This window comes from Nocardia heshunensis (genome assembly GCF_054782115.1).
Genome location: NZ_BAAGTC010000029.1, coordinates 48,660 through 63,209 on the forward strand (window position 1 = coordinate 48,660; position 14,550 = coordinate 63,209).

Consider the following 14,550-nt stretch of genomic DNA (forward strand, 5'->3'; position numbering starts at 1 on the left):
ATTCGTGCAGGCGGGGGTGCGAAGTGTGGAATCGGTCGCGCACGCGGCGGAGCGAGCAGGCAGACTGATGGGCGTGACGGCTCGAGTTGGGGCAGTGCATCTCGGCTGGGACGTGGTGTCGGTGGCCGCCGGAGGCGGCGGCTCACCCATACGCCCGGTCCAGGTCGAAGGCTCATACACACCACCCGCCTACCTGCTGGCGGATTCGTCCGGCCGGTTGCACACCGCCGGGGTGGACCGGCGTCCCGACGTCGGCATCGCCATCTCCGATGTGCGCGACATCATCGGACACCCGCAGATCGTGGTGGCCGGGGCGACCTGGCCCGCCGAACTGGTGTTCCGGGCGCGCATGCACAATCCGCTGGCCTCCATCGTCGAACGCTTCGGCGGCCCGGCGGACGTGGTGGCGCTGCCCTTCCCCGACGAATGGCCCGACCCGAAGGTCGACGAATTCGTGCGCCTGGTCGAGCAACTCGGCGTCAGCGCCGAGCCGCTGCCCGAATCGGTGGCGCTCTCCGGCTACGTGCGGGCCCTCGGCCTGGTGCGCGGGCCGGGTCGTGTCGCGGCCGTCGGCGCGGTCGGGGTCTACTCCGACGGTCGCGAATGCCTGGTGGTCGCGGTACACGGCGATGACGACCAGCCCACCGAATCGGTCAGCGTGGGCATCACCGCCGAGGCGCTGCACGAGGCGCGCGCCGCCGACAACGTGGTGATCGAGGTGATGGCCGCGGCCCGCGCCATCAATGCCGACACCTCCACGGTGCTGCTCACCGGCAATGTCTGCTTCAACGACGCACTGCGGCTGGCCTTCCAGAACCATCTCGGCCACCGCTTCCAGGTCGCCGATCACCCGATGCACGCCCTCGTGCTCGGCGCGACCCACCTGCTGGTCGCCGACAGCGAAGGCGACCCGGCCTACGACCGCCCGGCCCAGGCCGCGAGCGGTGCCGCGCAAACGGCGGATCCGCGCCCGGTCGAGCAGGGGCCGCGCCATGTTCCGGCCGCCCCGGCCCAGCCGCTGCAGCGGCAGCCGGAGCCCCTGGCGCAGCAGCCGGAACTCGTTCCCCGGCACATGGATTCACCGCCGCAGGCCGAATCCGCCACGCACCGACCGGGATCCACCGGGCCGGTCACGGGCGCACAGCCGGTCATCGACCCGGCCGCGGCGCAATCGGTCGCCGCGGCGGCGGCGCACTCCGCGAATGCGGTGGAGCAGACACATCGCATCACCGCCGAGGAGGCCGCGGCCTTCAAGGCGCAGTCCGCGCGCGCGACCGGGACGGGACCGCAACCCGTGGTCGGCTCGGTCGGCGGCACCTCCACATCGGACGCTGCCACTGCGAGTGGCACGGACACCGGCGCGCCCACCGGACCCGGCGGGCTGACCCAGCGCATGACCGCCGAGGAGGTCGCGCGGCTCGCCGCGCAGGCGGGCATCTCGGGGACCTCGGCGGCGGGCATCTTCGCGCACGGCCGCCACGAGGCTCCGGACGCCGGTCAAGCGATCGGTGGCGATGCGGGGCAAGGGATTTCGCGTGAGGCCGGTGCCGACGAGGGCGGCGCGCAGGCCGCCGGGCGTGGCACGTTGCCGCCCGGGCTGGAAGGCGTGGGTGGCCGGTTCATGCGGCCGCCCGGGTCGCCCGCCGATGATCAGATGACGGCTGTCGTCGGGCGTGAGGTGCTCGGTGCCTCCGCACCGGGACAGCCGGGCAATGCCGGTTACGGCGCGGGTTCCGCAGCCGGGCAACAGGGTTCGGAGGCCGGTGCGGGCGCGTACGGTCCCGGCGGTCAAGGCCAGCAGGGCGGTCAGCCCGGTGGTCAGGGTCCGCAGGGTGGACCGGGCGGCGCCTACGGGCAGCAAGGCGGTTACGCGCAGGGTGGTCAGCAGGCCGGGTACGGGCAGGCCGGTGGCTATGGCCAGGCCGGTGGGCAGCAGGGCGGCTACGGGCAGGGCGGCGCGTACGGACCCGGCGGTTCCTACGGTGCGGCAGGTCAATCCGCGCCGGGTGCGCCCGGTTATCAGGGCGGCCAGTCCGGGCAGGGCTATGGTCCGGCAAACGCTCCCGGATCCGAGGCGGGCGCGCAGGGTGGTTCCGGGCCGTACGGTCCGGGTGTCGGTCAGCCGGGAGCCGGTGGGCAATACGGCCAGGCCGGGGGCTACGGCTCACCCGGTGGTTACGGCCAGCAAGGCGGCTACGGTCAGGGCGGATACGGTGCTTCGGGTCCGGCCGGTGGCTATGGCTCCGAAGGAGATTCGTCCGGTTCGGGTCGCGGGGGTTTTGCTGGATCCGGCGGAAACGCTCCTGGTCAGCCCGGCGCGATGTACGGTGGGTCGATGTCCACGGGGGCGCGTCAGTCGAATCCGCAATCGCCGGAAGATGCCGCAGGCCAGTCGGATTCGGAATCCGACTCCGAGCGCAAGCAGCGCAAGGGCAAGCTCTGGAGCAAGATGCGCAAGCCGTTCGGCGCGCCGATCATCATCGGCGCGGCGGCACTGTCGGTGATGGGCATCCATGCCGACGGCGCGGCGCGCACCACGGCGGCTCCGGTGTCCGACACCGTGATTCAGGTCGTCACCGATGCTCATCCGGTGGGTCAGTCCTGTGCGGTGACCCCGTCGGTGTCGGGTCTGCCCGCGGCAGGCATCGCCACGATCGGTGATCCGCAGCGCCTGGACTGCCTACGCTTCGGCATCGACACGCTGCGCTACACCGTTCCCGGTCCCGTGCGCGGCGTCGATCCGGGCCCGCCACTGCACATCTGAGCCGGGAGCGATATCCGACCCCCGCACCCATCCCGCCGCGGCCAGCAGCTCGATCTGTGAGATTCGAGGTGCGGGCCCGGTGTGACCGGTCAGCGCCCAGGCGCGGTCGACGGTGGCCTGCCGCAGCCGCCGGGCCGCGAAGAACAGCGCCGCCGCCAACGGCAGTTCGCCGACGCCCGCCGACAGCACCGAGAACCACAGTTCCGGGGTGTTCCAATCCAGCACGATGTCGAACCAGGCGTCGCAGACCAGCAGCGTGCCGGTGATCATCGCCCAGGGGATGAAGATCTGCCGTCGCCGCCAGGCGTACCAGGCCGTCATGCCGATGGCGCCGACGAGCGCAAAGTCGAATCCCACCCACGCGATGTCCCACTGGTTCACCTCGCGCCGCGAGGGCAGGCTGACGGAGAGATACGCGATCCACGGCACGAGAAACACCAGGCTTCCGGTCACCACGGTGAGCAGCGTTCGCCGCAGCGCGCGGGCATGCGGGTGCGGGATCACGATGTCGGTACGGCCCACCTCGAGGCGCGGGCGGCTCCGATGAATGTCGATCGTCATCGCGACCTCCAATGGCACTGCGACTGCTCAACCGCCGTGGCGGTCCCGGTCTCCAGTTCAATGCCAGTAGCGGAGGTAGGTATTCCGCTTATTGAGTGATGTGGATCACTTTCGGTCGGCATGTCGTCGCGATTCGGACCGGATTCGGGTGTGCGTACCCGCGCTGGTAAGGTCTTCCGTTGGTGTGCGGTACGGCCGGGGTAACCCGGTTGTCGCACGAGCCCCGGGTCTCCACCAGCCGCCGGGAATCAGCTCGACCGCACGCTGTGGTTGGCAAAACCTACGACAGACAGGGATGCACTGTGCCTACGTACAGCCCCAAGGGCGGTGACGTGACCCGCAAGTGGTACGTCATCGACGCCACTGACGTAGTGCTCGGCCGTCTTTCCGTGCAGGCTGCGAACATCCTGCGTGGCAAGAACAAGCCGACCTACGCCCCGAACGTTGATGGCGGCGATTTCGTCATCATCATCAACGCCGAGAAGGTTGCCATCTCCGGCAACAAGCGGCAGGACAAGGTCCTCTACACCCACTCCGGCCACCCGGGTGGTCTGAAGGGCCGTACCGTGGGCCAGATCCTGGACACCCGCCCCGACCGTCTGGTCGAGCGTGCCGTCAAGGGCATGATCCCGAAGAACAAGCTGGGCAACCAGATCATCGGCAAGCTGAAGGTCTACGCGGGCCCGAACCACCCGCACGCGGCCCAGCAGCCCATCCCCTTCGAGATCAAGCAGGTGGCCCAGTGACCGCTCCTGAGGAATTCAACGAGGACGGCTACGTCGTCGAGGACACCGCCGTCGAGGTCGTCGAGGAGGGTGACGGTTACGAGGCCGAGGCCGAGTACACCGAGACCGAGTCCTTCGCCGCGCCGGTCCTGATCGACCGTCCGGTGCAGACCGTCGGCCGCCGCAAGGAGGCCGTGGTCCGCGTGCGCCTGGTGCCGGGTTCCGGCAACTTCGTGCTCAACGGCCGCACCATCGAGGATTACTTCCCGAACAAGGTGCACCAGCAGCTGGTCAAGTCCCCGCTGGTCACGGTCGAGCGTGTCGAGTCCTTCGACATCTTCGCCCGCCTCGTCGGTGGTGGCCCGTCCGGTCAGGCCGGCGCCCTGCGTCTCGCCATCGCGCGTGCCCTCATCGAGGTCACCCCGGACGACCGTCCCGCCCTCAAGCGTGCCGGCTTCCTGACTCGTGACCCGCGTGCCACCGAGCGTAAGAAGTACGGCCTCAAGAAGGCCCGTAAGGCGCCTCAGTACTCGAAGCGCTGATATTGCCCTGTACGGCAGTACCGTGCCCGGCCCTTTCGAGGGCCGGGCACGGTACCGTTTGTACGGCAACCTGTACGAGAGCAGGCTCCCCGCAACGGTTTTCGAACTGGCTGGGCGCCTGCTCTCGTGCTGTATCGACCGGAAATCGGCAGGGGTGTTGAGGTAATGGGACGTTTGTTCGGCACCGATGGTGTGCGTGGCCTGGCCAATGGCTCGTTGAGTCCGGAACTGGCGCTGCAGGTTTCATCCGCCGCCGCGCAGGTACTCAGCCGGGGGAAGAAGCGGGCGCTGGCCGTCGTCGGCCGCGATCCGCGCGCCAGCGGCGAGATGCTGGAGGCCGTGGTCACCGCGGGCCTCACCGCCGCCGGGGTGGACGTGCTGTCGGTCGGCGTGCTGCCGACGCCCGCCGTCGCCTACCTGACCGGCGTGTACGACGCCTGCCTGGGCGTCGTCATCTCCGCCTCGCACAATCCCATGCCGGACAACGGCATCAAGATCTTCGCCGCGGGCGGGCACAAGCTCGACGACGCCATCGAGGACCGCATCGAGGCGCTCATCGCCGAGGGCACCTTCAACCGGCCCACCGGTGCCGCCATCGGGCGCGTGCTGGGACGTCCCGGGCTCGGCGGGCACGTGTACGACGTGCACGACCGCTACAGCCTCGAGGGCACCCACGAGCGCTACGTCGAGCACCTGGTCCAGGCCACCGGTCGCGATCTGCGCGGGATCACCGTGGTGGTGGACTGCGCGCACGGCGCGGCCTCCGAGGTCGGTCCGGCCGCCTTCCGTGAGGCGGGCGCGACGGTCATCGCCATCAATGCCGAACCCGACGGCCTCAACATCAACGATGGTTGCGGCTCCACGCATCTGGCGCAGGTCCAGCAGGCGGTCCGGGAGCACGGCGCGGATCTCGGCCTCGCCCTCGACGGTGATGCCGACCGCTGCCTGGCCGTGGACGCCACCGGAGCGATCGTCGACGGCGACGCCATCATGGCCGTGCTGGCCGTGGCCATGCGCGACTCCGGTGAGCTGGCCGCCAACACCCTGGTCGCCACCGTCATGAGCAACCTCGGCCTGCACATCGCCATGCGCGCGGCGGGAATCACGGTGCGCACCACCGCCGTCGGCGACCGCTACGTCCTCGAGGACCTGCGCGCGGGCGGCTACACCCTGGGCGGCGAACAGTCCGGCCACGTGGTCTTCCCCAAGTTCGGCACCACCGGCGACGGTGTCCTCACCGGCCTCAAGCTGATGGCCCGGATGGCCGAAACCGGCAGCACCCTGGCCGAATTGGCGGGCATCGTGCAGACGGTGCCCCAGGTGCTGCTGAACGTCCCGGTCTCCGACAAGGCCGCGGTTGCGTCCGCCCCCGCGGTCCTCGCCGCCGTCGCCGAGGCCGAAGCCCTGCTCGGTGACACCGGCCGAATCCTGCTGCGCCCCAGTGGAACCGAACAGCTGGTTCGCGTCATGGTGGAGGCCACCGACCAGGCGCAGGCGCACAACCTGGCCGACAATCTCGCCAAGCTGGTCGCCGCCGTCTAGCCCTTACTGCCGTTCGGTGAGCTGCCCGGCTTCCATGTGCCAGCGCCGGGTGGCTCGGACATTGTCGAGCATGCGGCGGTCGTGGGTGACGAGCAGGACCGTGCCCTCGAAGGATTCGACGGCCTCCTCGAGCTGTTCGATGGCGGGCAGGTCGAGATGGTTGGTGGGCTCGTCGAGGACCAGCAGGTTCACGCCGCGGGCCTGCAGCAGGGCCAGGGCGGCACGGGTGCGCTCGCCCGGTGACAGGGTGTCGTTGGGGCGCATCACATGCGGGCCGCGCAGACCGAACTTCGCGAGCAGGGTGCGGACGTCGGGCTCGTTCCAGTCGGGGACCTCGGCGCTGAAGGTGTCGGCCAGGTTGGCGGTGCCGCGGAACAGGCCGCGCGCCTGATCGACCTCGCCGATGGCCACGCCCGAACCCAGGGCGGCGGATCCGCTGTCCGGCTTCGTCTTTCCCAGCAGCAACGACAGCAGGGTGGACTTGCCGGAGCCGTTCGCGCCGGTCAGCACGATGCGGTCGCCCCAATCCACCTGCACCGTCACCGGTCCGAGGGCGAACTCGCCGCGGGTGAGGGTCGCGCCCGACAGGGTCGCCACCACCGAGCCGCTGCGCGGGGCGGCGGCGATGGACATGCGCAGCTCCCACTCCTTGCGGGGTTCCTCCACCGCGTCCAGGCGTTCGATGCGCTTGACGGTCTGCTTGATCTTGGAGGCTTGCTTCTCGGTGGATTCCGCGCGGGCCTTGCGGCCGAGCTTGTCGGAGTCCGCCTTCGACTTGCGGCGGGCGTTGCGGACGCCGTGTTCGAGCCAGTTGCGCTGCATATTGGCGCGCGCTTCCAGCCCCGATTTGGTGTCGGCGTACTCGTCGTAGGCCTCGCGGGCGTGGCGGCGCGCGATCGCGCGCTCCTCCAGATAAGACTCGTAGCCGCCGTCGTAGATGCCGACTTGCTGCTGCGCCAGATCCAGTTCCACGATGCGATTCACCGTGCGCGCCAGGAACTCTCGGTCGTGGCTGATCACCATGAGGGGCTCGCGGACGCCGGTCACGAACTGCTCGAGCCGGGCCAGGCCGTCCAGGTCCAGATCATTGGTGGGCTCGTCGAGCAGCAGAATGTCGAAGCGGGACAACAGGACCGAGGCCAGCCCGGCGCGGGCGGCCTGGCCACCCGACAGCACGGTCATGGGAGTGTCGAGACCGTTCGGGAGGCTCTCGGCGAGGCCGAGATCGGCGGCGGTCTCCTCGGCGCGCTGCTCCAGATCCGCGCCGCCGAGGGCGAGCCACCGTTCCAGAGCGGGGGAGAACTCGTCCTCGCCACCGTCGGCGAGGCGTTCGGCGGCCGCGTCCATGGTCTGCTGGGCCTCGGCGACACCGGTTCGGCGGCGCAGGAATTCGAGGACGGTCTCGCCTTCGAGGCGTTCGGGTTCCTGGGCCAGGTAGCCGACGGTGGCGTCGGGCGGGCTCAGCACGATCTCGCCCTCGGGGGCGTCGCCGTCGGCGAGCAGGCGCAGCAGGGTGGATTTACCGGCCCCGTTCACGCCGACCAGTCCGATCACGTCGCCGGGGGCGAGGACCAGGTCCAGGTCGGAGAACAGGGTCCGCTCGCCGTGTCCGGCGGCCAGGCCGCGCGCATGCAGAGTGGTGCTCACCAGGGCGATTCTGCCGTGCTCAGGGTGTCACCCTGACGTCGGCCCTCGGAAAGTTCAGGGTCGGAATGGGGCGCGGGACCGATGTGGGCGGTGATCGATCTCGGCACAGTGGAGTCATGACAACACAGTTCCCGACCCCGGCCCCCGAATACCCGACCCAGAGCCCCAAGCGCCTGACCCGCTCCAGCACCGACAAGTGGATCGGCGGCGTGTGCGGTGGTCTCGCCGAATACCTCGGCTGGAACGCCAATCTCGTGCGCATCCTGTTCGTGGCGTCGTGCCTGCTGCCCGGGCCGCAGTTCCTACTCTACATCGCGCTGTGGATCGTCATTCCCAAGCGCTGAGTGATCCGGCGCTCGAGTTGTACACAGCCCGCGTGTTATCCACATTCGGTATCGAAGGTGGTGCGGCGGCTATCGCGCGGTGACAGGATGAGAGCCACGTCACTGCGAAGGAGCGCAACCATGGTCACATCGGGTGATCTGCCCGGGCTGGATCTGCCGAATTTCGACGCGCATTCGGAACTCGATGCGCTTGGTGCGGTGGAGTTATCGCATCCCACGCAGGATCTCGACGGTGACGGTCTACTCGACACCGTGACCACCGGCACCGACCACGCCATGCAAGTGTGGACCGATCTAGATCACGACGGCTACGCCGATCACGTGACGGTGGTCGACACCGGCGGGGACTATTCGGCCTGGGAGTTCCACCATAATCCCGACGGCACCACCGCTTGGGTGCGGACCGACGAAGGGCACCTCGGCGGCAAATAGCCGGGGCTGCGGGGGTTTCACGGCACAAGGGATCTGTTTCGCAGCACAGCGATCGGTCGTGCGACGCGGAGATCCAGTGTGCGCCGTTGTGTGTCGCGCAGAGAGTTGTTGTGCGCCAAGGAGGTTCGAGGGGGGCTCATGAGTGAATCCGGCGATTTCGGCGTGCGCATCGCGACCCTGCGCACTGCGGCCACTACCTTGCGCGACGGTGCGGACGCGCTGGGGCAGCGCTCGCGCGCGGTCGGCGAGCATGCCTTCGGCCTCGGCAACGACCGTGCCGGGCGCAACTATTCAGCGCAGGGCGGTGCGGTGCACCAGGGCTTCGAGCGGGCGGCCGCTTGCCTGCGCGCGTGGAGCGGCGCGGCAGCCGCCACCGCCGATGTCTTCGACCGCGCCGCAGCCGAATACGCCCGCATCGACCGCGATCGTGCCACGGCGCTCACCGGGTGGGGCCGATGAGCTTCGACCCCACCGGCAAATCCATCGACGAGATCCTCGACTACGGCACGCCCGGCCTGCAGTACTGGGAACACTTCCTGCCCCTGTACGCCAAGGCTTTCGGCTCCCCGCACGGTGTGGCACTCGCCGACCTCTACGCTCGCTATGACGAGCAGCGGGGGATGGATCTCACCGAATTCGACACCGCCAGAGCCGAACTGGACAAGGCGGTGGCCGACGGGGAAACCCGCTGGTCCGCCCACCAGGCGATGGCGCTGAGCCTGCCCACGGCCTGGACGGGTGCCACCGGCACCGAGGCTCTCGCCGTCATGAATTCCCAACTGCGCCAGTCCCGCGACGACCTCGACGCCATCCGCACCGCCGCCACGACCATCGGCGACGCCCTGGACCCCCTGCGCCGAGCGGCCCTCACCAAGGCCGAGCACACCCGCGCCCTCCTCGAGCCCACCCCGGATGGCCAGGGCCGCATCGCCATCGACGGCAAGTCGCCCGCAGACATCGAAGCTCTCGACGCCACCGACAAGTGGCTGACCACCACCTTCCGCCCCGACGTCGACCACAAAATCGCCGCCTTCGCCGCGGCCTGCGACACCACCGACCAAACCGTCGACTCCCACTACCGCACGATCATCACCGCCTTCGCCCAGATCACCGACCACCCTTACCCCCAGCCCGCTCCCACCCTGTTGCCCCACGTCGACGCGCCGCTCGATCCAAATCCTCCCGCGCCTCAGCCCACTTCGATCACCCCGCCCTATGCCTCCTCACCTCCCGACGATTCCGGTGGCCCAGCCGAACCTCCGCGAAGCGGGAGTCCAGCCACCCGCGCAGGCACACCCCTCGAGACCTCGCCCGCCCAGGTCACTCCCGCTGAGCCCCCGGCTGCCCAGGCCACCGCTCCGGCCGAATCCACCACCGCACCAGCTGAATCGACCACTCCACCAGCTGAGTCGGCCACCGCCCCGGCGGTATCCGAGCCAGCTCAGTCGGATGGCCTCACTCGCACGCTGAAGGCCACCCTCGACCAACTCGAGACCGGCCTCCAACAGGGAGTTTCAACCGCCCTCGAAAAGCTCGCCGCCCTCGCCGACCCAACGACCGGCCTCTCGGGCGACATGGCGGCCACCGGAGATCCGAAGTCCGGCACGGACCAGCCCGCCACCCCAGAACACGCACCCAACCCCGAACATCCAGCCGATCCTCAACCTCCGGCCGACCCCAAGGGCTCCGACAATTCCGCCCTCCCGACCGGCCACCTCGAATTCGACCTCGCCGGAAAACATTTCGCCCTGGACCGCACCCCCGACGGCACCATGTCCCTCGCCATCACCGACGAGTCCGGCCACACCCAAACCTGGACCCTGACCCTCGACGAGTCCGGCAAACCCACCCTCGCCATGGCAGACCAACCTCCGGCCCAGTCTGAAGCCAACCCGGCGGGTGCCGACCCGAACCCGAGCTCAGCCACTCCCGCCACGCCTCCCGCCACCGGTCCATGCCCGGCCGAATCTCCCATGCCAACACCGGATCTCGCCAGCGCGCAACCGGCAGCACCCCCACAGCCACCCTGCGCCGACCTGAACAGCCCCCGACCGCCCGGGCTGGAACAAACTCCAGGAGTCTCGGCGGTATGTCCCGCCGCACCTGAGCCACCCCTGCCCTCGCCGAATCTCGATCCGCCGCCCCCGGATTCGGAAGCGCCGCGTGAGGATCCAGTGTCGCCGCCCACCGTCGGCCCTAGCGACTCAGCCTGCGCAGATGCCGCCCACGCCGGAGTCATCCCCGACGGACGCCCGGCGAGCTGCGCTGCGCCACCCGAATCCGCCGTACCGACCGCTCCTTTGGGTGAGGCCGCGTCGCCACTTCCCGACGTTGCCTCCGAGCCCGCGCCGGAGGTTCACCCGCTGGGCGGCCCGGACGCCGCCGTGGAAATCCCGGAGGGAGGTATCGAGATCCCCGAAATACCGTAGCTCGCAACGTCTTAGGCTGCCGTCGGGCTAGGTCGGGTACCTGCCCCCGGCAGCGATATCGGCATGTCGAGTTGGGCCGCCGAGCCGGAGTCGCCGATCGTGCCCACCGGGCGTCCCTGGCAAGAGCCGTGTCGTCGGCTGTCGGCAACTGCTGAAGCTGTGGTGGGACAGGTCAATCCAGCGTGGCGGTTGGTTACTTGCGGAGGGCCTGGATGAGTTGGAGGACGGGGAGTTTTTGGGGCTGGTCGGGCTCGTCTTCGATGGCGTCGGGGTCGACGAGTTCGGTGTGGGGGAGGAGGGCTTCGGGGTCGGCGAAGGGTTTGTATTTTTTGTCGCCGAGGACGGTGTAGTTGAGGTAGCCGATGAGGAGGGCTCGGGTGAGGCGTTCGGTTTTGGGTTCGTGCTTTCCCGCGCCGAGGGCGGCTAGGGCGCGGCGGCCTTCGACCATGCCGTTGTGGGTGGCCTTGTCGAGGGAGCGGAGGATGGCGCCTTCGCCCCAGGCGGAGGCCAACGGGATGGCGTCGGAGCTCACCGCGTCGATGTCGTTCGCGCCGGCCAGAATCAGCGCGGGGGCGTCGATCTTGGGGGCCAACGCCTCGGCGGACGGCGCGGTGGGTGCGGGGTACAGGGCGGCGACGGCGGCGACCTCGCGCTGGGAGGCGGCGATGACGGCCGCGCCCGCGCCCATGCCGTGCCCGGCGAGGGTCAGCCGATCGGGATGCACGCTGATATTGCCCGCGCCCAGCCGCACGCCGGTGCAGATGTCCAGGGTGGTCAGGAGATCCGTGGCCAGGTTCAGATGCGAGGGGATCGGCCCACGCTCGGTGTCGGGTGCGGCGGCCACATATCCCCAGGAGGCCAGATGCTCCAGCAGTCGACGGTAGTTGCCCACCCCGGTCAGCCACCCGTGCCCGAACGCCACCGCGGGCAGGTTGAGCCCCTTCCCAGGCGTGAACACCACCCCGGGCAGCCCGGCGATGCCGAGGTTCCCGCGCAGCACCTCATGCGGGCCGCGCAGGGTCAGAGTGCTCAGAAGCGATTTCACAGACGCCGACACGGACTAGAACCTATCCGATCAACATGTACTTGGGGCGTTTCGCCCAGTCGGATCTCGACTCGGATTCGTGTGTCGCGGTCATCCGGTTAGGCTATGGGCCCATGTGCGGAATCGTGGGGTATGTGGGGTACCGGGATGCGCTCGGCGTGGTGGTCGATGCGTTGCGCCGCATGGAATATCGCGGTTACGACTCGGCAGGAGTGGCCATCCTGGACGGGGCCGGGGGCCTCGCCGTAGAGCGTAAAGCGGGCCGTCTGGCCAACCTGGAAGCCGAACTCGCCGAGGCCGGTAAGGAGCCCTTCGCCGGAGCCACCGGCATGGGCCACACCCGCTGGGCCACGCACGGCGCGCCGACGGACCGCAATGCCCATCCGCATCGCGATCACTCCGGCCGGGTCGCGGTGGTGCACAACGGCATCATCGAGAACTTCGTCCCGCTGCGCCGCGAACTCGAAGAGGCCGGGGTCGAGTTGGGCAGCGACACCGACACCGAAGTCGCGGTGCACCTGGTGTCGCGCGCCTACGCCAAGGGCGACACCGCCGGTGACTTCGTGGCCTCCGCGCTCGCGGTGGTGCGCCGCCTGGAGGGCGCGTTCACCCTGGTGTTCTCGCACGCCGACCATCCGGGCACCATCGTCGCCGCCCGCCGCTCGACCCCGCTGGTGGTCGGCGTCGGCCAGGGCGAGATGTTCATCGCCTCCGATGTCACCGCCTTCATCGAACACACCCGGGAGGCAGTGGAACTCGGCCAGGACCAGGCCGTCGTCATCACCGCCGACAGTTACCGGGTCACCGACTTCCACGGCTCCACCGACGGTGTCCGCTTCCGGCCCTTCACCATCGACTGGGATCTGGCCGCCGCCGAGAAGGGCGGCCACGACTACTTCATGCTCAAGGAGATCCAGGAGCAGCCGCAGGGCGTCGCCGACACCCTGATCGGTCATTTCGCGCACGGCAAGATCATTCTCGACGAGCAGCGGCTGGCCGATCAGGAGCTGCGCGAGTTCGACAAGGTCTTCGTGGTCGCCTGCGGCAGTTCGTATCACGCGGGCCTGCTGGCCAAGTACGCCATCGAGCACTGGACCAGGCTGCCCGTCGAGGTGGAGTTGGCCAGCGAATTCCGTTACCGCGACCCGGTATTGGACCGCTCCACCCTGGTGGTCGCCATCTCCCAGTCCGGCGAGACCGCCGACACGCTGGAGGCCGTGCGGCATGCGAAGGAGCAGAAGGCGCGAGTCCTGGCCATCTGCAACACCAATGGCGCGCAGATCCCCCGCGAGTCCGACGCCGTGCTCTACACCCGCACCGGCCCGGAGATCGGGGTCGCCTCCACCAAGGCGTTCCTGGCCCAGATCACCGCCAACTACCTGGTCGGCCTGGCGCTGGCGCAGGCTCGCGGCACCAAGTACCCCGACGAGGTGGCGCGCGAGTTCGCCGAACTGGAGTCGATGCCGAAACTGGTTGCGCAGGTGCTGGAGTCGGCCGAGCGGGTGCGGGAGATCGCGCGGCAGTTCGCGCACGTGCCGACCGTGCTGTTCCTGGGCCGCCACGTCGGCTACCCGGTCGCGCTCGAAGGCGCGTTGAAGCTCAAGGAATTGGCGTACATGCACGCCGAGGGCTTCGCCGCCGGCGAGCTCAAGCACGGCCCGATCGCGCTCATCGAGGACGGCCTGCCGGTGTTCGTGGTGATGCCGTCGCCCAAGGGCCGGGCGGTGCTGCATTCCAAGCTGCTCAGCAATATCCGCGAGATCCAGGCGCGCGGCGCACGCACCATCGTGATCGCCGAGGAGGGCGACGACACGGTGCGGCCGTTCGCCGACCACCTGATCGAAATCCCCTCGGCCCCAACGCTGTACCAGCCGCTGCTCTCGACCGTCCCGTTGCAGATCTTCGCCGCCGAGGTGGCGCAGGCCCGCGGCTACGACGTCGACAAGCCCCGCAACCTCGCGAAGTCGGTCACCGTCGAGTAATCACTGGACGGTGACGGTGCCCTTCATGTCCGGGTGCAGCGAGCAGATGTAGCGGTAAGTGCCCGCGGTCGTGAAGGTGTGGCTCCACTCGCCCTTGTGGATGATCGGGCTGTTGATGCCGAGGGCGGTATCGCCGATGCCCTGCACGTCGTGCGGGCGACTGTCGTCGAACTTCCAGGTCACCGTGTCGCCGGCCTTGATGGTGACATCGGCGGGCGAGAACTTCATGTCCTTCACCTCGACGGTGACCGCGGCGGGCCCGGCCGGAGTGGTGACGGTCGCGGACGCCCCGGAGGCCGGAGCCGCCGTGCTGGACGCGGCGGCGCTCGTCGACTTGTCCGATGAGCAGCCCCCCGCCACCAGCGCGCTCGCCACAACGGCGACGAGAAACAGGGCACGCGAAGACGACTGGCGACGGATCGACATGCCAGTCAGGCTAGCCGCCGCCGATTGCGGGCCATTCGCGGGCACCCGCGCTGATCTGCATCGCGATCCGACCGGCGTAGTCTCCACAAGCGCAGGCCCAGACCAGTACCG

13 protein-coding genes are annotated in these 14,550 nt (G+C 69.3%); 9 read left to right on the plus strand and 4 right to left on the minus strand.

The features are described 5' to 3' along the window. Positions 1-73: 73 nt before the first annotated feature. Entirely contained in the window at positions 74-2,764 is a 2,691-nt protein-coding gene (locus ACYVN4_RS42685) for a DNA polymerase III subunit gamma/tau domain-containing protein (RefSeq protein WP_460729584.1), read from the plus strand. On the opposite strand, the gene ACYVN4_RS42690 is transcribed toward ACYVN4_RS42685, so the two are convergent. Then, entirely contained in the window at positions 2,681-3,325 is a 645-nt protein-coding gene (locus tag ACYVN4_RS42690) for a hypothetical protein (protein ID WP_460729585.1), read from the minus strand. The two genes, ACYVN4_RS42685 and ACYVN4_RS42690, sit on opposite strands and share 84 nt — an antisense overlap. Before the next feature lie 302 nt (positions 3,326-3,627). Here ACYVN4_RS42690 and rplM point away from each other — a divergent pair, with 302 nt between their 5' ends. From rplM to glmM, 3 genes are all read left to right on the plus strand, one after another. Further along, on the plus strand, positions 3,628-4,071 hold the full coding sequence (gene rplM, locus ACYVN4_RS42695) for a 50S ribosomal protein L13 (RefSeq protein ID WP_213557937.1): 444 nt from the start codon (positions 3,628-3,630) through the stop codon (positions 4,069-4,071). Beyond that, positions 4,068-4,592 carry a 30S ribosomal protein S9 gene (gene rpsI / locus ACYVN4_RS42700; RefSeq protein ID WP_379353672.1) on the plus strand — a complete coding sequence of 175 codons (525 nt, stop codon included), beginning with the start codon at positions 4,068-4,070 and terminating at the stop codon, positions 4,590-4,592. Before rplM ends, rpsI begins: the two co-directional genes overlap by 4 nt. 165 nt (positions 4,593-4,757) lie before the next feature. After that, positions 4,758-6,134, plus strand: a complete 1,377-nt coding sequence (gene glmM / locus ACYVN4_RS42705) for a phosphoglucosamine mutase (protein WP_460729587.1) — start codon at positions 4,758-4,760, stop codon at positions 6,132-6,134. A gap of 3 nt (positions 6,135-6,137) precedes the next feature. Here glmM and ACYVN4_RS42710 read toward each other — a convergent pair whose 3' ends face one another. Then, positions 6,138-7,781: an ABC-F family ATP-binding cassette domain-containing protein gene (locus ACYVN4_RS42710; protein WP_460729589.1), complete on the minus strand. Its 1,644-nt coding sequence runs from the start codon at positions 7,779-7,781 to the stop codon at positions 6,138-6,140. A gap of 116 nt (positions 7,782-7,897) precedes the next feature. Between ACYVN4_RS42710 and ACYVN4_RS42715 the strand changes: the two genes are divergently transcribed. The 4 genes from ACYVN4_RS42715 (at position 7,898) to ACYVN4_RS42730 (ending at position 10,986) form a co-directional block, all read left to right on the plus strand. Next, positions 7,898-8,125 carry a PspC domain-containing protein gene (locus tag ACYVN4_RS42715; protein ID WP_460729591.1) on the plus strand — a complete coding sequence of 76 codons (228 nt, stop codon included), beginning with the start codon at positions 7,898-7,900 and terminating at the stop codon, positions 8,123-8,125. A 120-nt stretch (positions 8,126-8,245) separates the two neighbouring features. Next, the gene (locus ACYVN4_RS42720; RefSeq protein ID WP_460729593.1) at positions 8,246-8,557 is read left to right on the plus strand and encodes a DUF6802 family protein; all 312 of its coding nucleotides are present in this window, start codon (positions 8,246-8,248) and stop codon (positions 8,555-8,557) included. 138 nt (positions 8,558-8,695) lie between these two features. Beyond that, positions 8,696-9,016 (plus strand): hypothetical protein, encoded by a 321-nt coding sequence (locus ACYVN4_RS42725; RefSeq protein WP_460729594.1) that lies wholly within the window; start codon positions 8,696-8,698, stop codon positions 9,014-9,016. After that, complete coding sequence (locus tag ACYVN4_RS42730) at positions 9,013-10,986, plus strand: hypothetical protein (protein WP_460729596.1); 1,974 nt, start codon at positions 9,013-9,015, stop codon at positions 10,984-10,986. Before ACYVN4_RS42725 ends, ACYVN4_RS42730 begins: the two co-directional genes overlap by 4 nt. Positions 10,987-11,179: 193 nt before the next feature. On the opposite strand, the gene ACYVN4_RS42735 is transcribed toward ACYVN4_RS42730, so the two are convergent. Then, positions 11,180-12,043, minus strand: coding sequence for a dienelactone hydrolase family protein (locus tag ACYVN4_RS42735; RefSeq protein WP_460729598.1), 864 nt, complete (start codon positions 12,041-12,043; stop codon positions 11,180-11,182). 101 nt (positions 12,044-12,144) lie between these two features. Between ACYVN4_RS42735 and glmS the strand changes: the two genes are divergently transcribed. Continuing rightward, the gene (glmS, locus tag ACYVN4_RS42740; protein WP_460729600.1) at positions 12,145-14,013 is read left to right on the plus strand and encodes a glutamine--fructose-6-phosphate transaminase (isomerizing); all 1,869 of its coding nucleotides are present in this window, start codon (positions 12,145-12,147) and stop codon (positions 14,011-14,013) included. Here glmS and ACYVN4_RS42745 read toward each other — a convergent pair whose 3' ends face one another. Beyond that, the gene (locus ACYVN4_RS42745; protein WP_460729602.1) at positions 14,014-14,439 is read right to left on the minus strand and encodes a cupredoxin domain-containing protein; all 426 of its coding nucleotides are present in this window, start codon (positions 14,437-14,439) and stop codon (positions 14,014-14,016) included. Positions 14,440-14,550: the final 111 nt, after the last annotated feature.